General features: G+C 73.9%; 23 protein-coding genes. 13 read left to right on the forward strand and 10 right to left on the reverse strand.

Translation table 11 applies throughout. From position 1 onward, the window contains the following. Positions 1-81 precede the first annotated feature (81 nt). Both O2W20_RS15985 and O2W20_RS15990 read right to left on the reverse strand, forming a co-directional pair. Complete coding sequence (locus tag O2W20_RS15985; protein WP_442928936.1) at positions 82-573, reverse strand: class I SAM-dependent methyltransferase; 492 nt, start codon at positions 571-573, stop codon at positions 82-84. Positions 574-677: 104 nt separating this feature from the next. Then, positions 678-2,444, reverse strand: a complete 1,767-nt coding sequence (locus O2W20_RS15990) for a lytic transglycosylase domain-containing protein (RefSeq protein ID WP_269171195.1) — start codon at positions 2,442-2,444, stop codon at positions 678-680. A gap of 277 nt (positions 2,445-2,721) precedes the next feature. Between O2W20_RS15990 and O2W20_RS15995 the strand changes: the two genes are divergently transcribed. The 3 genes from O2W20_RS15995 (at position 2,722) to O2W20_RS16005 (ending at position 5,880) form a co-directional block, all read left to right on the forward strand. Further along, complete coding sequence (locus tag O2W20_RS15995) at positions 2,722-3,414, forward strand: GntR family transcriptional regulator (RefSeq protein WP_269171194.1); 693 nt, start codon at positions 2,722-2,724, stop codon at positions 3,412-3,414. 161 nt (positions 3,415-3,575) lie between these two features. After that, entirely contained in the window at positions 3,576-5,120 is a 1,545-nt protein-coding gene (locus tag O2W20_RS16000; RefSeq protein ID WP_269171193.1) for an NCS1 family nucleobase:cation symporter-1, read from the forward strand. Between the two features lie 10 nt (positions 5,121-5,130). Continuing rightward, a complete protein-coding gene (locus tag O2W20_RS16005) occupies positions 5,131-5,880 on the forward strand; it encodes an aspartate/glutamate racemase family protein (protein ID WP_269171192.1) in 750 nt (249 codons plus the stop codon). Between the two features lie 12 nt (positions 5,881-5,892). Here the strand turns inward: O2W20_RS16005 and O2W20_RS16010 are convergent, their stop codons facing one another. Next, a complete protein-coding gene (locus O2W20_RS16010) occupies positions 5,893-6,996 on the reverse strand; it encodes an NAD(P)/FAD-dependent oxidoreductase (RefSeq protein WP_269171191.1) in 1,104 nt (367 codons plus the stop codon). A gap of 113 nt (positions 6,997-7,109) precedes the next feature. Here O2W20_RS16010 and O2W20_RS16015 point away from each other — a divergent pair, with 113 nt between their 5' ends. Further along, positions 7,110-9,293 (forward strand): SpoIIE family protein phosphatase, encoded by a 2,184-nt coding sequence (locus O2W20_RS16015; protein ID WP_269171190.1) that lies wholly within the window; start codon positions 7,110-7,112, stop codon positions 9,291-9,293. Continuing rightward, positions 9,290-9,739, forward strand: a complete 450-nt coding sequence (locus O2W20_RS16020; protein ID WP_269171189.1) for an ATP-binding protein — start codon at positions 9,290-9,292, stop codon at positions 9,737-9,739. The genes O2W20_RS16015 and O2W20_RS16020 overlap by 4 nt, the downstream gene beginning before the upstream one ends. Here O2W20_RS16020 and O2W20_RS16025 read toward each other — a convergent pair. After that, positions 9,717-10,553: a helix-turn-helix transcriptional regulator gene (locus O2W20_RS16025; protein WP_269171188.1), complete on the reverse strand. Its 837-nt coding sequence runs from the start codon at positions 10,551-10,553 to the stop codon at positions 9,717-9,719. The two genes, O2W20_RS16020 and O2W20_RS16025, sit on opposite strands and share 23 nt — an antisense overlap. Positions 10,554-10,654: 101 nt before the next feature. Here O2W20_RS16025 and O2W20_RS16030 point away from each other — a divergent pair, with 101 nt between their 5' ends. Both O2W20_RS16030 and O2W20_RS16035 read left to right on the forward strand, forming a co-directional pair. Continuing rightward, positions 10,655-11,350, forward strand: a complete 696-nt coding sequence (locus O2W20_RS16030; RefSeq protein WP_269171187.1) for an SDR family NAD(P)-dependent oxidoreductase — start codon at positions 10,655-10,657, stop codon at positions 11,348-11,350. Between the two features lie 122 nt (positions 11,351-11,472). Continuing rightward, positions 11,473-12,075, forward strand: a complete 603-nt coding sequence (locus O2W20_RS16035; protein WP_269171186.1) for a Rho termination factor N-terminal domain-containing protein — start codon at positions 11,473-11,475, stop codon at positions 12,073-12,075. Positions 12,076-12,085: 10 nt separating this feature from the next. On the opposite strand, the gene ku is transcribed toward O2W20_RS16035, so the two are convergent. From ku to O2W20_RS16050, 3 genes are all read right to left on the reverse strand, one after another. Then, positions 12,086-13,105, reverse strand: a complete 1,020-nt coding sequence (gene ku / locus O2W20_RS16040) for a non-homologous end joining protein Ku (protein ID WP_269171185.1) — start codon at positions 13,103-13,105, stop codon at positions 12,086-12,088. A gap of 87 nt (positions 13,106-13,192) precedes the next feature. Next, positions 13,193-14,104 (reverse strand): hypothetical protein, encoded by a 912-nt coding sequence (locus tag O2W20_RS16045; RefSeq protein ID WP_269171184.1) that lies wholly within the window; start codon positions 14,102-14,104, stop codon positions 13,193-13,195. Between the two features lie 302 nt (positions 14,105-14,406). Then, positions 14,407-15,609, reverse strand: coding sequence for an HNH endonuclease signature motif containing protein (locus O2W20_RS16050; RefSeq protein WP_269171183.1), 1,203 nt, complete (start codon positions 15,607-15,609; stop codon positions 14,407-14,409). 269 nt (positions 15,610-15,878) lie between these two features. Here O2W20_RS16050 and O2W20_RS16055 point away from each other — a divergent pair, with 269 nt between their 5' ends. The 3 genes from O2W20_RS16055 to O2W20_RS16065 are packed head-to-tail and all read left to right on the forward strand — an operon-like array spanning position 15,879 to position 17,858. Beyond that, entirely contained in the window at positions 15,879-16,286 is a 408-nt protein-coding gene (locus O2W20_RS16055) for a YciI family protein (RefSeq protein ID WP_269171182.1), read from the forward strand. A gap of 1 nt (position 16,287) precedes the next feature. Beyond that, on the forward strand, positions 16,288-17,511 hold the full coding sequence (locus O2W20_RS16060) for an RNA polymerase sigma factor (RefSeq protein WP_269171181.1): 1,224 nt from the start codon (positions 16,288-16,290) through the stop codon (positions 17,509-17,511). Continuing rightward, entirely contained in the window at positions 17,508-17,858 is a 351-nt protein-coding gene (locus O2W20_RS16065) for a VOC family protein (RefSeq protein ID WP_269171180.1), read from the forward strand. The genes O2W20_RS16060 and O2W20_RS16065 overlap by 4 nt, the downstream gene beginning before the upstream one ends. Here the strand turns inward: O2W20_RS16065 and O2W20_RS16070 are convergent. Beyond that, positions 17,848-18,630 carry an alpha/beta fold hydrolase gene (locus O2W20_RS16070; RefSeq protein WP_269171179.1) on the reverse strand — a complete coding sequence of 261 codons (783 nt, stop codon included), beginning with the start codon at positions 18,628-18,630 and terminating at the stop codon, positions 17,848-17,850. The two genes, O2W20_RS16065 and O2W20_RS16070, sit on opposite strands and share 11 nt — an antisense overlap. Before the next feature lie 39 nt (positions 18,631-18,669). Next, positions 18,670-20,058 carry an MFS transporter gene (locus O2W20_RS16075; protein WP_269171178.1) on the reverse strand — a complete coding sequence of 463 codons (1,389 nt, stop codon included), beginning with the start codon at positions 20,056-20,058 and terminating at the stop codon, positions 18,670-18,672. 101 nt (positions 20,059-20,159) lie between these two features. Here O2W20_RS16075 and O2W20_RS16080 point away from each other — a divergent pair, with 101 nt between their 5' ends. Then, positions 20,160-21,041, forward strand: coding sequence for a helix-turn-helix domain-containing protein (locus O2W20_RS16080; RefSeq protein ID WP_269171177.1), 882 nt, complete (start codon positions 20,160-20,162; stop codon positions 21,039-21,041). A 156-nt stretch (positions 21,042-21,197) separates the two neighbouring features. On the opposite strand, the gene O2W20_RS16085 is transcribed toward O2W20_RS16080, so the two are convergent. After that, positions 21,198-21,758, reverse strand: coding sequence for a hypothetical protein (locus O2W20_RS16085; RefSeq protein ID WP_269171176.1), 561 nt, complete (start codon positions 21,756-21,758; stop codon positions 21,198-21,200). Positions 21,759-21,948: 190 nt separating this feature from the next. Here O2W20_RS16085 and O2W20_RS16090 point away from each other — a divergent pair, with 190 nt between their 5' ends. Both O2W20_RS16090 and O2W20_RS16095 read left to right on the forward strand, forming a co-directional pair. Continuing rightward, a complete protein-coding gene (locus O2W20_RS16090) occupies positions 21,949-22,482 on the forward strand; it encodes a hypothetical protein (RefSeq protein WP_269171175.1) in 534 nt (177 codons plus the stop codon). 229 nt (positions 22,483-22,711) lie between these two features. Then, positions 22,712-23,593, forward strand: a complete 882-nt coding sequence (locus tag O2W20_RS16095; RefSeq protein WP_269171174.1) for a hypothetical protein — start codon at positions 22,712-22,714, stop codon at positions 23,591-23,593. Positions 23,594-23,679 lie beyond the last annotated feature (86 nt).

Below are 23,679 nucleotides of genomic sequence, written 5' to 3' on the forward strand. Positions count from 1 at the left end.
AGGCGGAGCCGGGTCGGGTGCAGCACGCCGCACAGGGTGACACGCGCAGACCGCTCCCCCGGGCAGGCACGAGCCGGCCGGCTACGGGCGTTCGCGCCTCGCGGCGACCACGAGCCAGCGGTCCTCGGCGTCGTCGACGCGGGTCACTCGCCATCCGGTTCGGGTGAGCAGCTCCTGGATCCGGGGTCCGCTGCGCACGTCGTCGGCGGTCAGCTCCCGGCCGTGCCGCCGGGCCAGCGCGGCGCGGCCGACCGGGTGGAAGAGCCCGAGCCGGGCGCCGTCCGCGGCGACCCGGGCCAGTTCACGCAGGCCGGCGTCGGGGTCGGGCAGGTGGGAGACCAGCCCGGAGGCGAAGACGACGTCGAACGACCGATCCGCGAACGGCAGCCGGGTGACGTCGCCGCGGACCAGCCACGCCAGCTCGCCGCGGCCGCGCCGCCGGGCCTCGGCGAGCATCTCCGCGGTCAGGTCCAGGCCGACGAGCAGGCCCGCCGGGCCGGTGGCGGCCCGCAGCACCGGAAGTGCCCGGCCGGTGCCGCAGGCGGCGTCCAGGACGGCGTCGTGGGGCTGCACCCCCAGCTCGGCGACGGCCCGCTCGAACCGGGGCCCGTCGTCGGGGAACCTCTCCTCCCAGGTGGCGGCCCGGGAGCCGAAGAACGTCTGGGTGTCGCCGCCGCTCAGTCGGTCTCCTCGGCCGGTGCGCCATCGCAGGCCTCGCCGACGAGCGTGCTCATCGCCTCGACGAGCGAGGCAGCGTCGGCCGAGCCCAGCACGACGGTGAGGTGCTCCCCCGTCGCCGGCCGGAGCAGCCGGTCGGCGCCGAGCGGCTCGGCCAACTGCCGCACCTGCTCCTCCTGGCCGTCGAGGTGCTCGATCGCGGAGGTGGCGACCTCGGCGGTGCGGACCGTGCCGAGGGTGAGGCCGGCGTCGGTCAGGAACCGGGTCACCGCCTCCACCAGGGCCGGGTCACCGGTGCCGTCCACCACGTCGACGACGACCGGCGCGACCGGCTCGAACTCGATGTCGCACGGGACCGGCTCCGCGCCCGGCTCCGGTTCGGGCGCCGGGACGGTCGTCGGAGGGGTCGTCGGCTCCGGACTCGGCTCCGGCTCGGGCGTCGGCTCCGGTGCCGGGGCGGACACCGGAGGGGTCGTCGGCTCAGGGACCGGCTCCGGCTCGGGGGTCGGCTCCGGGGTCGGGGCTGGCTCCGGCTGCGGCGCCGGCTCAGGGGTCGGCGCCGGCTCGGGGACCGGCGCCGGCTCGGGGACCGGCGCCGGCTCGGGGACCGGCGCCGGCTCGGGGACCGGCGTCGGCTCGGGGACCGGCGTCGGCTCGGGCTCCGGCTCCACCGGTGGCTCCGGCTCCACCGGGGGCTCGGGCAGCACCGGTGGCGGGGGCGCAGCCAGCAGCGGCGGCTCGACGGGCGCGGGAGCCGGCTCCACCACAGGCGGCGCGGCGGGCAGCGGCGCGGCGGGCAGCGGCGCGGCGGGCAGCGGCGCGGCGGGCGGCGGCACGATGGCCGGCGGCGGGGCGGGGGCGGCCGGGGGAACGGTCGGCGCCGGCCCGGCCGGGGTGGGCACCGGCTCCGGCGTCGTCCCGGCGTAGGTGGCCGACAGCTCGAGCACCGACGCGACGTAGCTGTCGGAGTGGTTGTAGGCGAAGACGGCGCGCGACTGCCCGGCCGGCGTCGACAGGTCCCCGCCCGCGGCGCAGAGGTACGCCCCGGTGGCGACGGCCGCGTCGTTGATGTTGAAGGGGTCGCTGCGCCCGTCGCCGTTGCCGTCGCTGACGTACATCGCCCAGGTGGTCGGGATGAACTGCATCGGGCCGACGGCACGGTCGTAGACGGTGTCGCCGTCGAGCCGCCCGCCGTCGGAGTCGAGGATCCGGGCGGTGTTGTTGCTGCCGTCGAGCGGGATGCCGATGATCGGCGGGCTCGACAGCCCGTCGGTGTGCAGGACGGCGCCGGCGAAGCGGCCGTGGTTGGACTCGACCCGGCCGATGGCGGCGATCAGGGTCCAGCTGATGCCGCAGTCGGTGGGAGCGAGCCCGGCGGCGCGCTGGTAGGCGGTCAGCGCGGTCGACGGGATGCCCCCCGCCGCGAGCGGCGAGGCCCCGCCGGTCGGGGTGGCGGTGGCGGGAGCGCTGCTGGTCGCGACGTCCGTCCCGACCGCGACGGTCTCGAGCAGCGGCTCGGCCGGCGGTGCGGTCGGTGGCGCGACGTCGGCCCCCGGCGCGGACGGGGGCCGGGGCACGAGCGCATCGGCCTCGACCGCGACCAGGCGCGCGAACTGCGGCAGCGCCGGGACCTCGCCGGGTGCGGCGCTGGCCGCCGGCAGGAAGGCGACCAGGGCCGTGGTGATGCCCGCGCCAGCGACGACACTCGGGGCTCGCCCCCGGTTCGACCGGGTGTTCGTGTGTCGTCCGGAACGGGCGCGGCTCATCAGCCGAGGACCTGGACGTGCTCGCACGGAATGAGGTCAGGCACCAGTTCCCCCTGTGGCCGTCAACCTGCTTCGGCCGGGACGGGCATCGAGCGATGCCCGGCTCCGGACGAGGACGACCGTAAACCGGGCCCCAGGATGACGCCATGCCCGTTGGGTGAACTCCTGGGAGCCGACAGTGGTCGGCGCGCGGCGGCGAGGTGACGGCGGGTCAACGTGCCGGAAACACGCCTCCGCTAGCGTCCCGGCCTCCGGTCGGCGGGAGGGAGGCGGTGGGATGTCGCGACAGCGCCCTCCCGCGCCCTGGGTCGCTGCGCTGGCCAGCGCCCGCGACACCCCGTCCCAGGCGCTCGTGCTGGAGGAGCTGCGCACGGCCATCCTGGCCGGCCTGGTCCGGCCCGGCGCGCCGATCCCGGTGGACGACGTCGCGGCCCGGTTCTCCCTCAGCCGGATCCCGGTGCGCGAGGCGCTCAAGACGCTGGTGGCCGAGGGGCTGGTCGCGCACGAGGTGCGGGGCGCCTACGTCGTCGCGCGGCTGAGCCGGGCGGAGCTCGCCGAGCTCTACGTCGTCCGGGCCTCGCTGGAGACCGCCGCCCAGACCGCCGCGGTGCCGCGCGCGACGCCGCAGGACGTCGCCGTCGCCGCGGCGGCGCTGCGGGAACTGGAGGCGGCGACCGCCGCCGGCGGTGCCGACGACCACCACCGCTGGAGCCGGCGCTTCCACCTGGCGCTGATCGCCCCGTGCCAGATGCACCGCCTGCTGCAGATGTTCGAACGGGCATGGAACGTCACCGAGCCCGGTCGGCCGATGTCGCACGCGTCGGCCGCCGCGACCGCGGCGCTGGCCGCCGACCACGTCGCCATGCTCGACGCCTTCGCCGCCGGCGACGCCGCAGCACTGACCTCGGTGACCGCCGCCCACTACGCCCGACTGCAGGAGATCGTCGCCGCGATCCCCGCCGCGGGCTGAGCCGGGGGCGGGATATACCCGCGCGGACATCCGGGGGCAACACCGGCTCCCTAGCGTTCGCCGCGTCGCTCCCGGACGGCCGCTCCCCCGCCGCGCCTGGGACACCGACGAGCCCGTGACCCGCCGCTGCCGGCGCCAGCCGACGATCCGCAGGAGCCCCCATGGCCATCACGTCCCCCGAGCCGGTCGCGCTCGCGACCGACCTCCCCCCGACCGGGACGGCGCCCTCGGCCGCCGCCCCCGGCGGCGCGCTGATCGGCGCCGACTACGACCCCCGGCTCACCAACGAGGACCTCGCCCCGCTGCGCCAGCAGCGCTGGGGCTCGTACAACATCTTCGCGTTCTGGATGTCCGACGTGCACAGCGTCGGCGGGTACGTGACCGCGGGCAGCCTCTTCGCCCTCGGCATCGCGGCCTGGCAGGTGCTCGTCGCGCTGGTCGTCGGCATCGTGATCGTGCAGGTGTTCGTCAACCTGGTGGCCAAGCCGAGCCAGATGACCGGCGTGCCCTACCCGGTGATCAACCGCGCCGTCTTCGGCGTCAAGGGCGCCAACATCCCGGCGATCATCCGCGGCCTGATCGCGGTCGCCTGGTACGGCGTGCAGACCTTCCTGGCCGCGAGCAGCCTGAACATCATCTGGCTGAAGTTCGTCCCGGGTGCCGAGTCGCTGCTGACGCCGTCCTTCCTGGGCCTGGAGGCGCTGGGCTGGATCTCCTTCGCGGTGCTCTGGGTGGCGCAGGCGGCGCTGTTCTGGCGGGGCATGGAGACGATCCGGAAGTTCATCGACTTCGCCGGCCCGGCCGTCTACGTCGTCATGATCGTCCTGGCGGTGTACCTGGTGTCGGAGGCCGGCTGGTCGAACATCGACCTGAGCCTGCACACCGGGCCGACGCTGAGCGGCTGGGCGACGGTCTCCACGATGCTCGGCGCGATCGCGCTGGTGGTCTCCTACTTCTCCGGCCCGATGCTGAACTTCGGCGACTTCGCCCGGTACGGCAAGAGCTTTGCAGCGGTGAAGCGCGGCAACCTGCTCGGCCTGCCGCTGAACTTCCTCTTCTTCTCGCTGCTGACCGTGGTCTGCGCCTCGGCGACCGTGCCGGTGTTCGGTGAGCTGATCACCGACCCGATCGCCACCGTGGAGGCGATCGACTCCACCTTCGCGATCCTGCTGGGCGGGCTGACCTTCGTCATCGCGACGGTCGGCATCAACATCGTCGCCAACTTCATCGCCCCGGCGTTCGACTTCTCCAACGTGGCGCCGCAGAAGATCAGCTGGCGCGCCGGCGGGATGATCGCCGCCGTCGGCTCGGTGCTGCTCACCCCGTGGAACTGGTACGACAGCGCCGAGGGCATCCGGTTCAGCCTCGGCATCCTGGGCAGCCTGATCGGCCCGCTGTTCGGCATCCTGATCGCCGGCTACTACCTGGCGAGCAAGCAGCGGGTCGCCGTCGACGACATGTACTCGATGTCCCCGACCGGCCGGTACTGGTTCCGCGGCGGCTACAACCCGAACGCGGTGATCGCCGTGCTGGGGGCCGGGGTGCCGACGATCCTGCTGACCCTGTTCACCTCGGTCGGCGACTACGGCTGGTTCATCGGCTGCGGCCTGGGCTTCGTGCTCTTCGCCGGGCTGGAGCGGGTGCGGCCGATGATCGTGCTGATCGACCCGGCCGAGGCCGGGGTCTCCGACGGCACCCGGGTCTGAGGACGGACCCGTGCTGATCCAGGTCGTCAACCCGAACACCACAGCGTCGATGACCGACCTGATCGGGCGCAGTGCCCGGGCCGCCGCCGGCCCGGGCACCGTGGTGGTCGCCGTGCACCCGGAGATGGGGCCGGCCTCGATCGAGAGCCACTACGACGAGGCGCTCGCCGTGCCGGGGCTGCTCGCCCAGGTCGCGGTCGGCGAGGAGGCCGGCGCCGCCGGCCACGTGATCGCCTGCTTCGGCGACCCGGGGCTGGACGCCGCACGGGAGGTCGCGACCGGGCCGGTGGTGGGCATCGCCGAGGCCGGCATGCGGACGGCGACCTACCTGGGGCGCAGCTTCGGTGTGGTGACGACCCTGCAACGGACGACCGGCCGGGCCTGGGAGCTCGCCGGCCGGTACGGGGTGCGGGAGCAGTGCCGCACGATCCGGGCGGTGGAGATCGCCGTCCTGGCGCTGGAGACCGACCCGGCGGCCCGCTCGCGGATCGCCGCCGAGTGCGCGGACGTGGTCGCGACCGAGGGCGTCGACGCGATCGTGCTGGGCTGCGCGGGGATGGCCGATCTCGCTGCGGAGCTGACCCGGCGGGTGGGGGTGCCGGTGATCGACGGGGTGGCGGCGGCCGTCGCGACGGTCGAGGGGCTGGTGCGGCTCGGGCTGCGCACCGGGAAGCGCGGCGAGTACGCCGCTCCCCTGCCGAAGCGGTACACCGGCGCGCTGGCGGAGTTCGGCGTCCGGGACGCCGCCGCCGCCCGCTGACCCCCCGGCTGGTCAGCCGAACCGGGCGGGCCGGAAGGCAGCCAGCAGGGGGCTCGGCGCTCCGTCCAGGACCTCCCCGGCCAGCAGCTCCCCGGCGATGAGGCCGAGCGTCGCGCCGCTGTGGGTGAAGGCAACGGTCAGCCCGTCGACGCCCGGGACGGCGCCGAGCACCGGGTGCCCGTCGCCGGGGATCGGCTTGCGCCCGACACCGCGGGACTCGCACGTCAGCACCGGGTGACCGGCGAGCACCTGCGAGGCCTCGTGCAGCAGGCCCTGCACCGTGGCGTCCTGGACGTCGAAGGTCCCGTCGTCCCGGCGGACCACCTGCTCCTCCGACCAGCCGGCGTCCAGGACGATCCCGCCGCCGGGCGCGGGGCGCAGGGCCACCCGCGGCGTGTTCAGCACGGCGCGGAGCCGGTGCGCGAACGGCGGGGTGCGGAGCAGCAGCGCGTTGGAGGTGGCGTCCGGGACGGGCACGCCGAGAGCGGCCAGGGCGCGCGGGACGTCGGCTCCGGTGGCCAGCACCACCGCATCGGCGGCGAGGACGTCGCCGGTCCCGGTCCGGACGTCGGTGACCCGGCCACCCGCCACGACGACGTCGCACCGGCCGACCGCGGTGCGCACCGCTCCCCCGGCGGCCTCCAGGTCCCGCACCAGCTGACCGATCAGCGACGGCAGGTCGGCCCAGCCCTCGTCCGGGTTGAACAGCGCCCCGTCGTCCGGGACCGCGTCGACGGCCACCCCGGACAGGCGGGCGGCCACGTCGGCGCGACCCAACCACTCGGCCGGGTAGCCGATGTCGCGCTGGTGCTCGAACGAGGCGCGGACGCCGTCGCCCCAGCGGAGGCCGCCGTCGAAGACGACGTGCGCGGTCGAGTCGGGGCGTGCGGCGAAGGTCCGGTACCGCTGGAGGCCGAGCACGCGGAGCCGGTGGTACTCGGCCGGGAAGTCGCCGGCCGAGTTCAGCCAGGACAGCGACCGTCCCGACGCGCCGCCGGCCAGCTCGCCCTCGGTCAGCAGCGTGACCCGCGCGCCCCGGGCGGCCAGCTGGGCGGCGGTCGAGACGCCGAGCACTCCCCCGCCGACGACGGCGACCTGCCGACCGAGCTGCGTCATGCCGCCAGGTTGTCACCCGTCGTCGAGGCAGTTCACCGAGCCGGACCAGCGGACTCTGGGAGACTCGTCCGTCTCGGGCACCACCGGCACCGGGGCGGACGAGAGAGAAGGTCTTGGTTCCTGACTTCGCGATGCTGTTCGCCGCGCTGCCGACAGCCCATCTGGTGCTCTCCCCCGACCTGGTCGTGCACTACGCGAACTCGGCCTACCTGCGGACGGTCGGCGTCGTGCCGGAGCAGATCGTCGGCCGGAGGCTGTTCGACGCGTTCCCACCGGCGCCCGACGCGCTGGACCCCGAGGGCGTCCCCTACATCGCCCGGTCGTTCGAACGCGCCGGCGCCACCGGCCGACCGGACGCCCTGCCGATCGAGCGCTACCCGGTGGTCAACCCCGACACCGGGCTGGTCGAGGACCGCTGGTGGGCGCTCATCGCGATCCCCGTCCTCGACGAGGACGGCAAGCTGGCGATGTTCCTGCAGCGGGTCGACGACCTGACCGACTACGTGCGCGAACAGGAGTCCGCGCGGTCCGACGCCGACCGGCAGGAGAACCTGCTGGCCCAGGTGCAGCGGCTGCAGGCGGAGCTGACCGCACGCACCGGGGAGGTCGAGGCCGCGCGCGAGGTCGAGCGGCGCACCTCCCGCACGGTCGAGGCGATGCCGTCGGGCTTCGTCTCCCTGGACACCGAGTGGCGGTTCACCCTGCTCAACCCGGCCGCCGAGGCACTGCTCGGCCACTCCCGGGACGAACTGCTGGGCCGCACGATCTGGGAGGTCTTCCCCGACACGGTGGGCACCGACTACGAGGCCGCCTACCGCACGGCCGTCGAGACGCGGGAGCCGCAGTCGTTCACCGCCTGGTACCCGGCTCCGCTGGACGGCTGGTACGACGTGCTCTGCTGGCCCACCGCCGACGGGGTGTCGCTCTACTTCTCCGACGTCACCGACCGGAAGCGCTCGGAGGCCGAGGCGGAGGGCTCCGCGGCTCGGCTCGCCCTGGTGGCCCGGGTCAACGCCGAACTGGCCGAGGCCGTCGACGTGCCCGCCGCCGTCGCCGGGCTGCCGAGCGCGCTCGTGCCGGGGCTGGCGGACGCCTGCATCGTCACCGTGGTCGACGGCACCGGCCGCCCCCGGGACGTCGGCTGGGCGCACGCGGACCCGGCGCTGCGCCCGGTGCTCGACCGCTACGTCTCGGCCCGCGCCGAGACGCTGCCGCACTCACCGCTGACCCGGGTGCTGGAGACCGGCCGGCCGGAGACGCTGTCGACCGCCGAGCTGGCGGCCCTGCTGCCCGCCGGGGAGGCGCGCCGCCAGTTGGACCTGCTGGGCGACTCCCGGGCGGTGAAGCTCCCGCTGCGCGGTCGCGGCAAGGTGTTCGGCGCGTTGACCCTGCTCTGCGCGGCGTCCCGTCCGCTCGCTCGCGACTGGCGCTCGACCGCCCAGGACCTCGCCGACCGGATCGGCCTGGCCCTGGACAACGCCCGGTCGGCGAACGCGCAGGCCACGATCGCCGAGAGCCTGCAGCGCAGCCTGCTCACCGACCCACCCGAGCCCGACCACGCGCAGATCCTGGTGCGGTACCTGCCCGCCGCCGAGGCGGCGCAGGTGGGCGGCGACTGGTACGACGCGTTCCTGCAGCCGGGCGGCACCACCATGCTGGTCATCGGGGACGTCGCCGGCCACGACACGGCTGCCGCGGCCGCCATGGGCCAGCTGCGCGGACTGCTGCGCGGGATCGCCGCGTACAGCAACGCGGGGCCGGTCGAGGTGCTGCGCGGCCTCGACGAGTCGATGGAGACGCTGATGGTGCGCACCATCGCCACCGCCGCGATCGCCCGGTTCGAGCAGACCCCGGAGGAGCTGAGGCAGGGGGTGACCCGGCTGGTGTGGGCCAGCGCTGGGCACCCGCCACCGCTCGTCATCAGCCCGGACGGCGAGATCACGGTCCTGGACGACGGGCGCGCCGACCTCCTGCTGGGCGTCGACCCCGCGGCGCAGCGGCGGGAACGGGCGCTCGCCCTGCAGCCGGGCGCCAGCGTGCTGCTCTACACCGACGGGCTGATCGAGCGCCGCGACGCCACGCTCGACGACGGCCTGGAGCGGCTCGTCGACGCCGTCGCCGGCCTGGCCGGTGCCACGCTCGACGAGCTCTGCGACGGGGTGCTGGACCAGATGGTGCACGGTCGCCCCGACGACGACGTCGCACTGGTCGCCGTCCGGCTGCACCCCCAGGACCGTCCCCGCCCGGCCGAGGCCGGCCCCAACGTCGTGCCCGCTTCCCTGGAGGAGACCGAGTGAGCCGCTCCGGTTGGCCGCTGCTGGAACCACCGCGGCCGTCGCAGGTGTGGGCGTCGTGGAACTGGGAGCTCCGGCGTCCTGCCGACCTCACCCGGTACCGCCGGCGACTGCGCGACGAGGCGCTCCCGGCCGGCCGGGGCGACGGGGACGCGGACGGGTCGGCGCTCGAGCGGTTGCTGCTGGCCTTCGAGGAGCTGACGTCCAACGGCGTCCGTCACGGACTCCCACCGGTGCGGACCACCGTCACCGCGACGCCGACCGGCTGGCTGATCGACGTCACCGACGCCGACCCGCAGGACGCGCCGGTGCCGGCGGTGGACCGGGACCCTGCCTTCGGCGGCCTGGGCCTGCACCTCATCGCCCGGCTCTGCGCGTCCCACGGGTGGGCTCCCGAGGAGGGCCGCAAGCACGTGTGGGGCTTCGTCAGCCTGACAGACCAGGGCTGACCTCGGCCACGCCCAGCGTGCGGACCAGGTCGAACCGCGAGGCGTCCCCGGTGCCGGGCTCGGCCGTGTAGGTGACGATGCGCAGGTCGGTGCCGATCACGGTGAACACGTCGCAGTCCAGCGTCACCTCACCCACGAGTGGGTGCAGGAAGGTCTTCGCCTGCACGCGGTGCTCGGTGACGGTGCCCTCGGCCCACAGTCGGGCGAAGCGCTCGTTGCCCCGTAGCTCGGCGAGCACGGCCTGCGCGGACCGGTCGTCCGGGTAGCGGATCAGGGCGCTGCGCAGGTCGGAGACGAGCGCCCGTTCGTGGCGTTCGTGGTCACCCTCGCTCCACACGACCTGCGGTGCGGTGCCGGTGAACTCGGCGACGAGCAGGTTGAGCCCGGGGTCCATCTCACCCAGGAGCGACCGCCAGGCCGCGTTGGCGGTGAGCAGCGTCCAGTGCGCCGTCCACACCCCGATGGCGACGTCCGGGAGCCGGGCGAGCAGCCGCTGCACGCTGGCCGGGATGTGCGTGGGGACGGCGCTGGGCAGCGGGGCCGGCAGGCCGGCGGCGAGGTGGAGCTGGTCGCGTTCGAGGTCCGAGAGCTGCAGCACCCGGGCCAGCGAGGCGACGACCTGCGCCGAGGGACGCGCTGCCCGCCCCTGCTCCAGCCGGACCAGGTAGTCGACCGAGACCCCGGCCAGCAGGGCGACCTCCTCCCGGCGCAAGCCCGCGGTGCGGCGCTGCCCCGTGGGGAACCCGACGGCGGCCGGCTGCAGGCGTTCCCGCCACGCGCGGAGCAGTGCCGCGAAGTCCCCTCGATCGACCATGCGCCCATCGTCGTCCACCGCAGGCGAGCTGGGTGGTACTGCCGGTCACACGGTCCAGCGGGACCACCGGACGTCGGCCGGACGGGGGCACCGTCGGTCGCATGACGACGACATTGATCACTGGCGGCAACAAGAGTCTGGGCTTCGAGGCGGCCCGGCGGCTGACGGAGCTCGGGCACCGGGTGGTCATCGGCGCCCGCGACCCGGAGCGGGGTCAGCGCGCGGCCGAGGAGCTGGGGGTCGAGTGGGTGCGCATCGACGTGAGCTCCGACGAGTCGGTGGCGGCCGCGGCGGCCGAGGTGCGCGAGCGCTTCGGCGGCCTGGACGTGCTGGTCAACAACGCCGGCATCCCCGGACCGATCGGCGCGGTGGACGAGTACACCGGCCCGGACCTGATGGCCGTGCTCGACACCAACACCGTGGGGATCGTCCGGACGACGCACGCCTTCCTGCCGCTGCTGCGGGAGTCGAAGGAGCCGGTCATCGTGAACGTGACCAGCGGGCTGGGCTCGTTCGCCGTGCGCTCCGACGAGGCCCGGATCGAGCACTCGGTCCCCTCGCTCGGGTACTCGGCCAGCAAGGCGGCGGTCAACATGCTCACCGCGGTCTACGCCCAGTTCCTCCCGGAGCTGCGGATCAACATGGTGGACCCCGGCTACACGGCCACCGACTTCAACGGCCACGCCGGCTCGCAGACCGTCACCGAGGGCACGGACGCCATCGTCGCGATGGCGTCGATCGGGGCGGACGGGCCGACCGGCACCTTCACCGACCGGCACGGTCCCGTCGCCTGGTGACGGCGGCCGCCGGCCCGGCGCCGACCGTGCGTGGGCTCCTCCACCACGGGTAGGGCGCAGTCGCACGGCCGGACTGGACGACGAGACGGGTCGCCGGGTGCGATCCGGATGAGGAGGACACCGTGACGAACGAGACCCCGAACACGCCCGACCTCAGCGAGACCGAACTGCGCGCGACGAAGCTGGACGACCTGCGCGAGCAGGCCCGAGCCGCCGGCATCGGGGGGACCTCCTCGATGAAGAAGGAGGAACTGGTCAGCGCGATCTCCGATGCCCACCGCAAGGGGAAGGCTGCCGGCGGCGGAGCGCCGGAGGACGGTCAGGCCGGCCAGCCGGGCGACCGCGGTCCCGACGACGGCCACCTGCGCCTCGGGGATGAGACGTCGCGCTCCCTGCAGTACTCGCAGGAGATCACCTCGCTGGACGAGGACCCCGAGCGCGCCGGCCGCAGCCTCGCCACCTCCAGCCACGAGGTGATCCGGAAGTGGGCGGAGGACCGCGGTGGGGTGCCGGCCACCGTCGACGGCACCGAACACGGCGACCACCTCGGCGTCCTGCGGTTCGACTTCACCGGCGACTCGGAGAACCTGCGCCAGGTGAGCTGGGATGAGTGGTTCGACACCTTCGACGCACGGAAGCTGAACTTCCTCTACCAGGAGGAGCGCAAGGACGGGAACCAGAGCAACTTCTTCCGGCTGGAGAGCCCGGACCGCGAGGACGCCTGAGCCGGCCTGGTCAGGACGCCTTGCTCGCGCGCCCGTCCCCCTGGCGGGCCGCCCGCACGGCGTCCTCCAGCTCGTCCTTGGTCATCTTCGACCGGCCGGCGACGTCGAGCTCCTGGGCCTGGTCGTACAGCTCCTTCTTGGACAGGTCGCCCAGGTCCTCAGCCGGCCGGTCGGAGTCCCCGCCGTTGGCGTCCGCCCCTGCCCGGCGCGTGGTCAGCCCGCCGGTGTCCTGGGCGTTGCCCGGCCGGTGTCCCTTGGCGTTCGCGACGCTGGCGCTGAGCGCCTCCATCAGGTCCACGACGTTCGAGGCGGTCTCCGGCTCGCCTTCGGTGACCACCTCGTCGCCGCGGCGCTTGGCCTCGATCAGCTCGTTGACGCGGTCGCGATAGGTGTCCCGGTAGTTGCCGGGATCCCACTCAGTGGTCATCGAGTCGATGAGGGACACCGCCATGTCGAGGTCGCGGGACTTGAAGGACTGGCGTACCGGCAGCTGCTCGATCTCGTCCACGGGGTCCCGCACCTCGTCGGCGAAGAACATGGTCTCCAGGGTCAGGACCTCGCCCTGCGGGCGGATGGCGGCCAGGTACTGCTTGGACCGCATCACGAACGTGGCGATCCCCACCCGGCCGGCGCGTTCCATCGCCTGCAGGAGGAGGGCGTAGGCCCGCTGCGCCTGGTCGTCCTGCGGGGCCAGGTAGTAGGTCTTCTGGTAGAAGATCGGGTCGATCTCGGCCACGTCGACGAAGTCGGAGATGTCGATGACCCGGGAGCGCCCCGGCGCGATCTCCTCCAGCTCCTCGGGCGCCACGATGACGTAGCGACCGTCACCGATGTCCTCGCCCTTGACGATGTCGTCGTAGTCGACCTCCTGGCCGGTGTCCTCGTTGACCCGCCGGTAGCGGATCCGGGAGGAGGTCCCCCGCTCGAACTGGTTGAAGTGCACCGACTTGTCCTCGGTCGCGGAGTACAACCCGACCGGCACGTTCACCAGCCCGAAGCCCAGGGCCCCGGTCCAGATGGCTCGAGCCACTGCCACCGCCTCCTCGCGTCGCCTGCAGGCGCTCTACCCGTGCGGGGAGGGCTCATGCCGCGCGGGACCGTGGCCGATGCGGGGAGCTCAGGTCGCTGCGCCGCCGGGGGTCGCGGTCTGCTCGAGTCGCTGCACACGTGCCCGGGCACGGTCCCGCACCGTGTTCGCACGCTGCTCCCGGCGCTCGGCGGCATCCCGCCTCCGCTGGCCGCCCCGCAGGTCCGCGGTCACCTCACCGGCCTCCTGCTCGGCCTGGCGCAGTTCCGCCTCGAGCTCGCCGATCCGCGCGCGCAGCTGCTCCTGCCGCGTACTGAGCCCCGCCAGCTGTTCCCGCTCCCGCTCCGCGTCCGCCTCGGCGTCGGCGGCGGCGGTCTCGGCGTCGGCCAGCTCCTCCCGCGCACCGGCCAGCTGCCGCTCCGCGGCGCGTTGCCGCCGGTCCTCCCCCGACGCGCGGTCGCCGCGGGTGGTCGGGGCCGGTGCGTCGTCCTCCCCCTGCGGGAGGGTGGCCACCGAGCCCCGCACGTCTGCCGTTCCGACGCCGGAGTAGGACAGTGGCGACGTGAGCCGGCCGGACAGCGTCGCGCGTCCGGCGTCCTCGTCGGCGACCGCCGCGCGCAGGGTGTCCTGGACCTGACCGGCGACCGAGTCGCTCACCGGCCTGCCCAGCTCCTTCGCCAGCGAGCGGGCCTGCCGGGTCAGCGCCAGCACCACGGCACGGCGCTGCCGGGTGAGCTCTTTCAGCTGGTCGCCCTCGAGGTCGCGCTGCGCCTCTCGGAGGTCGGCCCCGAGGTCGACGAGCTGGCGGAGCTCGTCGGGCTGCCGCCGCACGAGCGTGTTGACCACCCAGGCCGCGGTCGTCGGCTTCCGCAGCCCGCCGATCTCCTCCGCCAGCTCCCGGTCGCCCCGGGCCCGCGCCTCCTTGCGCCGCGCGTCGCGTGCGGCGATGAACTCGTCCGGCGGCAACCCGTACAGCTCGTCCGCCACGTCGGAGAGCCTCACCACGCCGGCCTCCCGTCCCTCGCGACTGCACGTGCCCGATGCTCCCGGTCCGCTGCCCCGGGGCGGCGTCGGGAAACCACCACGGTCTCCTCGCCGTGGCCGGCGTCGCGACCGGCCCCTGACCCGGAGCGCGCCGGACCAGGCGACTGCGGTGGCCGGGCAACCCTGGCGGCCGGCAACCTCTGGCGGCCGGCCAACTCCGGTAGCCAGGCAACTCCGGTAGCCGGGCAGCGTGACGGCTTCACGCACGCACCAGTGGCCGGCCACGGTGAGACCGTGGCCGGCTACCGGGACCGGGCCGATCAGTGCAGCAGGGATCCGATGAGGATCTGGGTGCCGTCGGGGCGGTAGGTGCGCCATCGTCCGCCGGGATCGCGTTCGACCCGGAACCCGTGGTGGACCTTGGTGTGGTGCCGTTCGCACAACAGGGCTGAGTTCTGCAGCGAGGTCTCTCCGCCGTGCAGCCAGTGGATGAGGTGGTGGACGTCGCACCACCACGACGGGGCACCGCAGCCGGCGAACACGCAGGACTTGTCCCGCCGTTCCACCGCCTTGCGCAGGCCCGGTGTGACCACCCGGTGATCTCTCCCGAGGTCGAGGGGCACGCCGTCGGGGCCCATCACGATCCGGGAGATGCTGCCGTCACACGCCAGGTAGCGGGCCCGCGCCGCAGAGATCGTCGCCCCGAACCCCATCTCCGCAGCACCGGCACCGGTCGCCGGGTCGACCAGATCGTCGACGTCGATGCCCACCACCACGTGCGGCTTCACCGTGCGCAGGATCGGCAGGTTCCCCGAGGCCAGCTGGTTGTCACACAGCTGCACGAAGGCATCGCCGTTCTGCTGCGCGCGGGTCCGCTCATCGCCCTGGGGGCGGTCGGCCTGCACGATCGACTCGATCGCCGCCTGCGCCTTCTCCCCACCGGCGGCATCCAGCTCGAAGCGGCCGGTGACGGTCCCGTCGGCGTGCTTGACCATCGTCAACCGGCGGCCCTCGGTCGGGTCCGGCTCCGGGCCATCGGGATCGAGGGCGTCGTCGAAGGCCTGCACCGCGGCGGCCAGCGACTCGTGCGGGGACTCCGTGGCCACCCGCGCCCACACCTGGTCGAAGGCACCCAGGTCGATGCCCTGCTCCTCGGCCCGGGCCACCTCACCGGCCCCGACCTTCTCCGCCACCACGTTCACCTGCGCCGCCGTGACCTGCCCGTCGGCGAACCCGGCCGCCAAGGCCGGGAAGTGCTCCAGCACCCGCCCCGACCGCACGACCCGCGACGCCTCCGTCTGCGACAACCGCGCATGCCCGATCAACCACGACCGCATCGACTTCAACCCGTCGCGCTCGGCGGCCTGCGTGGTCTCCGCCCGGCGCACCGTGCGGGTCAACTCCGCCGCGACCCGATTGCCGAGCTGCACCAACAACGCCGTCCGGTCCAACACAGCGCCATCCGTCAAGCCATGCAGGTCCTCGGCCGCAAGGGCGTCCAGAGCCGACTGCAACTCGCTCATGACACCTCCCGACCGGATCGAACGTGTGTACGAATGATATCGGCACCAAGCCACTGGTACAACTCGTATCCGCAGGTCAGACGCTTGTCCACAGATCTTCCCAGGGCCTTGACAGACCGCCAGAGCGCACTGGTCGGACCGCTGCGGAGAGCCCGAGAACGACCCGCACGACCGTCCAGCCACCGCCCGATGTCGAGAACGCGCAGCCGGTTCCGTCCCTGGGGTGTCCGCGGCCACGATGGGCCGCACCAGCACCGAGGAGAGCCACCATGGCCAAGTACCTGATGCTCAAGCACTACCGCAGCACGTCGAAGTCGCTCGACTGCGCGCCGATGGACCAGTGGACGCCGGACGAGGTCTCGGCCCACATCCAGTACATGAACGACTTCGCGGCGAAGCTGACCGAGAGCGGCGAGTTCGTCGACGGCCAGGCGCTCGCCCCCGAGGGCACCTGGGTCCGCTACGACGGCGAAGGCCGTCCGCCGGTCACCGACGGGCCGTTCGCCGAGACCAAGGACCTCATCGCCGGGTGGATGGCGATCGACGTCGACAGCTACGAGCGCGCCGTCGAGCTGGCTGGGGAGCTCTCGGCGGCCCCCGGCCCGGGTGGTCAGCCGATCCGCGAGTGGCTGGAGCTGCGCCCGTTCCTGGGCGCGCCACCCACCGTCACGGAGTGACGTGGACGAGGCGCTGCTCCGGAGCCTGGTCCCGGGCGTGATCGGCGTCCTCGTCCGCCGCGGAGCCGACTTCGCGGCGGCCGAGGACGCCGTCCAGGAGGCGCTGGTCGAGGCGGTGCACAGCTGGCCGGCCGCCCCGCCGCGGGACCCGAGGGGCTGGCTGGTCACCGTGGCCTGGCGCCGGTTCCTCGACGCGACCCGGGCCGAGGCCACGCGCCGCCGCCGCGAGGAGACGGTCGCGGACGAGCCGCCGTCCGGACCCGTGCCCTCGGCGGACGACACGCTGCAGTTGTACTTCCTGTGCGCGCACCCGTCGTTGACGCCCGCGTCGGCCGTAGCGCTCACGCTGCGCGCCGTCGGCGGGCTGACCACCCGCCAGATCGCCTCGGCCTACCTGGTGCCCGAGGCGACGATGGCCCAGCGGATCAGCCGGGCGAAGCGCACCGTGTCCGGCGTCCGCTTCGACGAGCCCGGCGACGTCGCCACCGTGCTGCGCGTCCTCTACCTGGTGTTCAACGAGGGCTACTCCGGTGACGTCGACCTGGCCGCCGAGGCGATCCGGCTCACCCGGCAGCTCGCCGCCGCCGTCGACCACCCGGAGGTGGCGGGGCTGCTCGCCCTGATGCTGCTTCACCACGCCCGGCGCGCCGCGCGGACCGCCCCCGACGGCAGCCTGGTGCCGCTCGCCGAGCAGGACCGCAACCGGTGGGACACCGCGCTGATCAGCGAGGGAGTCCAGGTGCTGCAGGCCGCCCTTGTCCGGGACCGGCTGGGCGAGTACCAGGCCCAGGCCGCGATCGCGGCGCTGCACGCCGACGCACGGTCGGCCGCGGAGACCGACTGGGTGCAGGTCGTGGAGTGGTACGACGAGCTGGTCCGGCTGACCGGCAGCCCGGTGGTGCGGCTCAACCGCGCGGTCGCCGTCGGCGAGGCCGACGGTCCACGCGCCGGCCTCGCGGCGCTCGCCCAGCTGGACGACGCACTCCCCCGCCACCGTGCCGTGGCCGCGTACCTGCACGAGAAGGACGGCGACCGGACGACGGCGGCGCGGCTCTACGCCGAGGCGGCCACCCGAGCGGGCAACACGGCCGAGCGCGACCACCTGACCCGCCAGGCGGCCCGGCTCAACTCCGCTGACGGCCGAGCCGATGACTTCCCCGCCATCCCGGAGTCAGTGCTGCAAGACGACCCGAAGGAGATCCCGTGCCCACGATCCTGCCCATGATCCTCACGGCTGACCCGGAGAGCCTGAGGGACTTCTACGTCGGGGTCCTGGGCGGGCAGGTGGTCGAGCGGACCCCGCCGGAGGACGACGGCGAGCCGCCGTTCTTCCTCAACCTGCGCATCGGTGACTCGGTGCTGGGGCTCGTCCGGGAGGCCGAGCCACCCGCCGGCAACCGCACCCTGCTGGGGATCGGCGTCGACGACGTCGACGCGCTCCTGGACTCCGTGCGCGCACACGGCGGCTCCGTCACCGGCGGCCCGACGGACATGGAGTGGGGCATGCGCGTGGCCCACGTGAGCGACCCGGACGGCAACCCGATCAACCTCCAGTGCCCCATCAGGGACTGAGGCGGGCGCGGTCGATCCACTCGCGGAGCAGCGCGCCGAACACCTCCGGCCGCTCGTGCACGAGCGCATGGCCGGCGTCGTCCACGACCGCCAGGGTGGCGTGCGGGTGGTCGCCGAGGAGCCCGACCGCATCGGCGTACCCGACGGTGGAGTCGCGGCGGCCGGCGACGATGAGGGTGGGCCCGTCGTAGCCGCCCAGGTCGATCGACCACCCCGCGAAGACCCGACCCAGCGCGGCCTCGTCGACCAGCATCGTGCCGGGGACGACGTGGTCGCGGTAGCGGCGGGCGGTCGTCCGGGTCCGGACCACGAAGTACTCGTCGAACCCCGCCCGCTGCTCCGGCGCCAGCTCGTCGTGGGCGTCGTCGTCCTGGCGGACCACCTGGTGCTCAGGCACCTGCCCGGTCCGCTCGCCGAGCGGGCACACCAGGGCGAGGCCGCGCACCAGGTCCGGACGGCGGGCGGCCAGGCCCCGGGCCAGGTAGGCGCCGTAGGAGTGCCCGAGCAGCAGCACCGGTTCGTCGGCCAGCTGCTCGACGAAGCCGGCGAGCAGCGTGACGGCGTCGTCGTTGCTTCTCAGCCCCTCGGCCGTCGAGCGGCCCATCCCGGGCAGGTCCGGGTAGACCCGGCGTAGGCCGGCGTCCGGGACGACGGCCTCGACCGCCGCCTCGATCTCCCGGTGGTCGACGCCGGCACCGTGCAGCGCGACGAGCGTCAGCCCGCCCCCGTGCTCGACGGAGTGGACCGACGCCCCGTCGACCTGGCTGTCCATGCCGGCACGCTAGTGAGCCGTCCGCCGCCCGGGTAGAGGTCACCGGCGCGGCGCCGACCGCCCACCGAGACGCGCCGCCACGACCGCCGCGCCGAGCAGGCAGAGCGCGCCGTTGACCGCGATCGCCGTCGTCACCCCGTCGAGCACCCCCGAGCCGCCAAGCACCATCGCGGTGACGACGGCGCTCATGACCGGCGTCCCGAGCGTGATGCCGATCTGCTGGCTCATCGTGGTCAGCCCGGTCGCCAGCCCCTGCTCGGTCTCCGGCAGCCCGGACGTCGCGGTGACCATGAACCCGACGATGACGACGAGGTTCGCAACTCCCCCGACGAAGGTGGCCGCCAGCACCAACCAGATCGAATCCGCGTCCGCGGAGACGAACACCAGCGACAGCGTCGCCACGGCCTGGACGACGAAGCCGCCGACGATCGCCGTCCGGTTGCCGAACCGCCCGATCACGCGGGGCCCGAGCAGCCCGCCGGCCACGGTGCCGAGCCCGAGGACGGCGAACGCCAGGCCGGCGCCGAGCGGGCTGTAGCCGAGCACCTCCTGCAGGTACAGGGTGAGCAGGAAGACCAGCGACGTCTCGGTGACGAAGGCGAGCGCACCGGCCACGTTGCCGATCGCGACACTGCGCCGACGGAGCACCGACAGCGGCACCAGCGGGAACGCCGTCCCCCGCTCGACGGCGACGAAGGCGACCAGCAGCGCCACCGCAATGGCGAAGGCGAGCAGCGTCAGGCCGTCGGTCCAGCCGTGCGACGCGGCGCGGGTCAGCCCGAAGACGAGCGCGAGCAGCCCGAGCGTCACGGTCGCCGCACCGGGCACGTCGAGCCGGCTGCGCTGCTCGGCCGGGCGCTCGGCGAGCACCCGCGGCGCGACGATCAGCACGATCACGGCGACGGGGACGTTGAGGAAGAAGGCCCACCGCCAGCTGAGCAGGTCGGTCAGCAGCCCGCCGAGGACGGCGCCGGTGGTGAACCCGGCGGCCATCAGCGCACCGTTCAGCCCGAGCGCCCGGTCGCGGGCCGGGCCCTCCGGGAACGTCGCGAGGAGCAGCGCCAGCGCGGCCGGGACGACGATCGCCGTCGCAACGCCCTGGGCGACCCGGGCGGTGAGCAGGACCGCCGGTGTGGTCGCCAGCCCGCCGAGCAGCGAGCCGGCGCCGAGCAGGGCCATGCCGAGCAGGAACATCCGCCGCCGTCCGGCGAGGTCGGCGACCCGGCCCATGAGCAGGGTGAGCCCGGCGGCGCAGAGCGCGAAGGCGGTGGCGATCCACTGCAGGTCGGCGAGGCGGAAGCCGACGTCCGCACCGATCGTGGGCAGGGCGACGTTGAGGATGGAGAAGTCGACGGCGAGGGTGAAGCTCGCGGTGAGCAGCACGGCGAGGGCGGCGCGCTGCCGGGTCGGTGAGGCGAGAGTGGTCACCCCGGCGACGCTGCGCTGGTGGCGGCCGGACAACCACACCCCCGTCTGCCTGTCACTCGCAGGGACAGGCTGGGTGTTGTGGCCGGCGGCAGGATGAGCCCATGACCGAGCTCGGGGAGTTCCTGCGCGTGCGCCGCGCGGCGTTGCAGCCGGCGGACGTCGGCCTGCGCGGCTACGGCGCGCGGCGGGTGCCCGGGCTGCGGCGCGAGGAGCTGGCGATGCTGGCCGGGGTGAGCGCCACGTACTACGCGCGGCTGGAGCAGGGGCTCAGCGCGAACGCGTCGGAGGCGGTCCTCGACGCGCTGGCCCGGGCACTGGAGCTGGACGCCGACGAGCAGACGCACCTGCGCACCCTGGCCCGCACCCCCGCGCGCCGCCGTTCCCGGTCGCGCCCGGACGTGATCCGCCCCGGGATGCTGCGGCTGATCGAGTCGATGCCGGACACCCCGGCAGTGGTGCTGGGACGGCGCAGCGAGGTGCTCGGCTGGAACCCGCTGGGCCACCGCCTGGTCGCCGGGCACCTGCCGTTCGACTCACCGCACCGCCCGGCCGAGCGGCCGAACATGACCCGGCTGCTGTTCCTCGACGCGCACACGCGGGAGCTGTACACGCGGTGGGACGACGAGGCACAGCGGGCCGTGTCGTCGCTGCGCGTGCTGGCCGGCCGGTCGCCGGACGACGACGAGCTGACCCGGCTGGTGGGCGAGCTGACCGTACAGAGCGCGGAGTTCGCCCGGCTGTGGGCCCGGCACCCGGTGGCGAACTGCGTGTCCGGCAGCAAGCACCTGCGACACCCGGAGGTCGGCGAGCTGGAGGTGGCGTTCGAGGTGCTCACCCCGCCCGACGACGCCGGCCACCGCGTGCTGCTCTACACCGCCGCGGCCGGGACGCCGTCCGCCTCGGCCCTGGAGCTGCTGCGCCGCGCACACTCCCCGACGCACTTCGCGGGACTCCGGGCCCGTGCAGGCCGGTGCGGTTCATGATTGGTGCGGGACGAACAGCGCGGGCAGCTCCGGTGCCCAGATCAGGCCCGCTTGCCCGACAGCGGTTGACGGCGGCAGCCGGGCGGGGGCCCGACTGCCGCGGTCGACCACAGCGCCGGTGAGGCACGCGGCGCGTGCTGGTCGTGCGTCCTCGGGTTACAGGACAGAGGTGGTGACGGTTCCCGAGTAGTCGTCAGCGAGGGCACCCGCCGGCATGGTGACGGCCAGGGTGGAGGTCCATGAAGCGGTGTTGTTGCCCGACAGGGTGGTCGGTGCGACCACGCTCGCGGGCGTGGCGGTGAGGGTCGTCGCAATGCCGTCGGCGACGGTGATCGTGCCGGTCTCCGCGACCACCCCAGCGGTGTAGGAGACCGCGGTGGACGACGAGCCCAGTACGCCGGTGAAGGCGGTGGATGCCGCTGAAGCCGTCCAGGCCACAGTGCCGCCGCGGCTGTCGGTCACGGCGGCTTCTCCCAGGCTGCCGGTGATCGTCAGGGTTCCGGCAGGGGCGTTGGTGAGGGGCGCGGTGGCCGGCGCCGAGAGGGCCAGGCCCCCTCCGGTGAGTTCGAAGGTGGTCGCGGTGTCAGCGGCCATGGCGGGGCCGGCGGTGACGACGAGCAGGCCGGCGGTTGCGGTGCCGAGGATCAGGGATGCGCGGAGCTTCAAGGTGTTCTCCCTTGATCGTGGTACGGCAGGCTGGCCCAGTTGGGCGCCCACTCCCTGGAGTCATCGACCTCGTCCCGTGAGTGCACGAGACCCCGATGGGATGAACGGCCTCCCCTTTCGGGGGTGAGGCGGTCGTCCCGGCCAGGTCGCGCTTCAGCTTGCACGTGATCGTGTCGATGGGCTCCGGGAGCGGCCGGAGCCCGGCGATCGAGTCTGGCTCCACCCAACCAGAGGATGCCTGATGAGAACGCGCAGCCTGCTCGTCACCACCGCCGTCCTCGCGCTCGCGCTCGGCGCCGGCACACCCGCGATCGCGGAGACGACCGGTGTCACCGCCGCGACGGTCACCGTGCAGGGCGGAGTCCTCGGCATCACCGTGCCGACCGACGCCGGCAGCCTGGGCACGGCGGACAACGCCGTGCTGGGTGGGGCCATCAGTGGTCCTCTCGGACAGGTACAGGTGGACGACGGGCGCAGCGCGGTCGCGGGGTCAGGATGGGTCGCCAGCGCCACCTCCACCGCCTTCGCCCCACCGGTCGGCCCCGCGATACCTGCGACTGCGGTCGGCTACACCGTGGGCGCACTCACGCAGGTCGGGACCGCCACGTACACCGCGAACGACCCGGGCAACCTCACCGGAGTCGCTCCGGTGGTGACCGCCACCGCGATCACCGGGGACAACTCAGCGACCTGGACGCCCACGATCACCGTCAGCGTCCCCGGCGGCATGGCCGCCGGCGTCTACTCAGCGACGATCACGCACTCCGTTGTCTGAGCGCGGACGGCCAGCGGCCAGCCGTTCCCCGGTCCTGGCGGCACGTGGCCGATCCCACCATCTGCTGGCGCTCGCCCTCGTCGCCCTGGCCGCACTGCCCATGGCGCTCGGGACCGCGGGCGCGGCGAGCGCGGCTCCCGCCGCTGAACCCGCGGCCGGGAGCATCGGGCTCAGGCTCCTCGACGCGCCGGTCACGGCCACCGACGATCCCCGCGCACGGGTGTACATCGTGGACCACCTCGCCCCCGGAACGGTCATCGAACGCCGGATCCAGGTCACCAGCACCACCGACTCCGCAGCGGACGTCTCGCTCTATGCCGCCGCCGCCAGCATCATCGACGGCTCCTTCCAGGGCGCTGAAGGGCGCACCGCCAACGAACTGTCCTCATGGACCTCGATCGACCCCAGCGTGTCCAGCGTCCCCTCCGGCGGCGCCCGGACGGCGACGGTGACCATCACCGTCCCGGCGGACGCCCCACCCGGGGAGCAGTACGCCGTCGTCTGGGCCGAGATGACCTCAGATGCCGCCGCCAGCGGCGGCATCACCCAGGTGAGCCGCGTCGGCATCCGCCTCTACGTGTCGATCGGCCCCGGTGGAGCACCCGCAGCCGACTTCACCGTCGACTCCCTGACCGCCACGCGCTCACCCGAGGGCCAGCCGATCGTCCTCGCGACGGTCCACAACACCGGCGGTCGCGCCCTCGACATCTCCGGCACTCTCACGCTGACCGACGGCCCCGGCGCACTGAGCGCCGGGCCGTTCGACGCAGTCCTCGGCACCACCCTCGCCATCGGTGACTCCGAACCGGTCACCATCGCTCTGGACGACCAACTCCCCGCAGGCCCCTGGACGGCGACGATCAGCCTGCGCAGCGGACTGGTCGAACACACCCAGCAGGCGACGATCACCTTCCCCGACGCCGGGACAGCTGCCCCGGTCGCGACCGCCGACACCGGCACACGCTGGTGGGCCCATCCCGCCACCATCGGCGCCGCATGCCTCCTCCTGCTCCTCGTCGTGCTCGGCGCAGTGCGCCGACGCCGCGGAAGCCGGGGACCACGTCGCTCCCGCCAGCCGCTCGGAGAACTCCCACCCCGAACAGCGCATTGACCCGGTCGCACCCGTAGGTCGGGGAGGCTGCATGACGATCGGCACGATGACCTCCCCGTCGCCCCGGATTCAAAGCTCATCGGGGA

The sequence above is a fragment of the Modestobacter sp. VKM Ac-2982 genome (assembly GCF_026967935.1).
Lineage (GTDB): Bacteria > Actinomycetota > Actinomycetes > Mycobacteriales > Geodermatophilaceae > Modestobacter.

Coding starts and splice junctions, on each gene's coding strand:
- O2W20_RS16065 (WP_269171180.1), top strand. CDS start 17,508: ATGATCCTCACGGCTGACCCGGAGAGCCTGAGGGACTTCTACGTCGGG.
- O2W20_RS16090 (WP_269171175.1), top strand. CDS start 21,949: ATGAGAACGCGCAGCCTGCTCGTCACCACCGCCGTCCTCGCGCTCGCG.
- O2W20_RS15995 (WP_269171194.1), top strand. CDS start 2,722: ATGTCGCGACAGCGCCCTCCCGCGCCCTGGGTCGCTGCGCTGGCCAGC.
- O2W20_RS16050 (WP_269171183.1), bottom strand. CDS start 15,609: ATGAGCGAGTTGCAGTCGGCTCTGGACGCCCTTGCGGCCGAGGACCTG.
- O2W20_RS16055 (WP_269171182.1), top strand. CDS start 15,879: ATGGCCAAGTACCTGATGCTCAAGCACTACCGCAGCACGTCGAAGTCG.
- O2W20_RS16070 (WP_269171179.1), bottom strand. CDS start 18,630: ATGGACAGCCAGGTCGACGGGGCGTCGGTCCACTCCGTCGAGCACGGG.
- O2W20_RS16000 (WP_269171193.1), top strand. CDS start 3,576: ATGGCCATCACGTCCCCCGAGCCGGTCGCGCTCGCGACCGACCTCCCC.
- O2W20_RS16025 (WP_269171188.1), bottom strand. CDS start 10,553: ATGGTCGATCGAGGGGACTTCGCGGCACTGCTCCGCGCGTGGCGGGAA.
- O2W20_RS16010 (WP_269171191.1), bottom strand. CDS start 6,996: ATGACGCAGCTCGGTCGGCAGGTCGCCGTCGTCGGCGGGGGAGTGCTC.
- O2W20_RS15990 (WP_269171195.1), bottom strand. CDS start 2,444: ATGAGCCGCGCCCGTTCCGGACGACACACGAACACCCGGTCGAACCGG.
- O2W20_RS16030 (WP_269171187.1), top strand. CDS start 10,655: ATGACGACGACATTGATCACTGGCGGCAACAAGAGTCTGGGCTTCGAG.
- O2W20_RS16080 (WP_269171177.1), top strand. CDS start 20,160: ATGACCGAGCTCGGGGAGTTCCTGCGCGTGCGCCGCGCGGCGTTGCAG.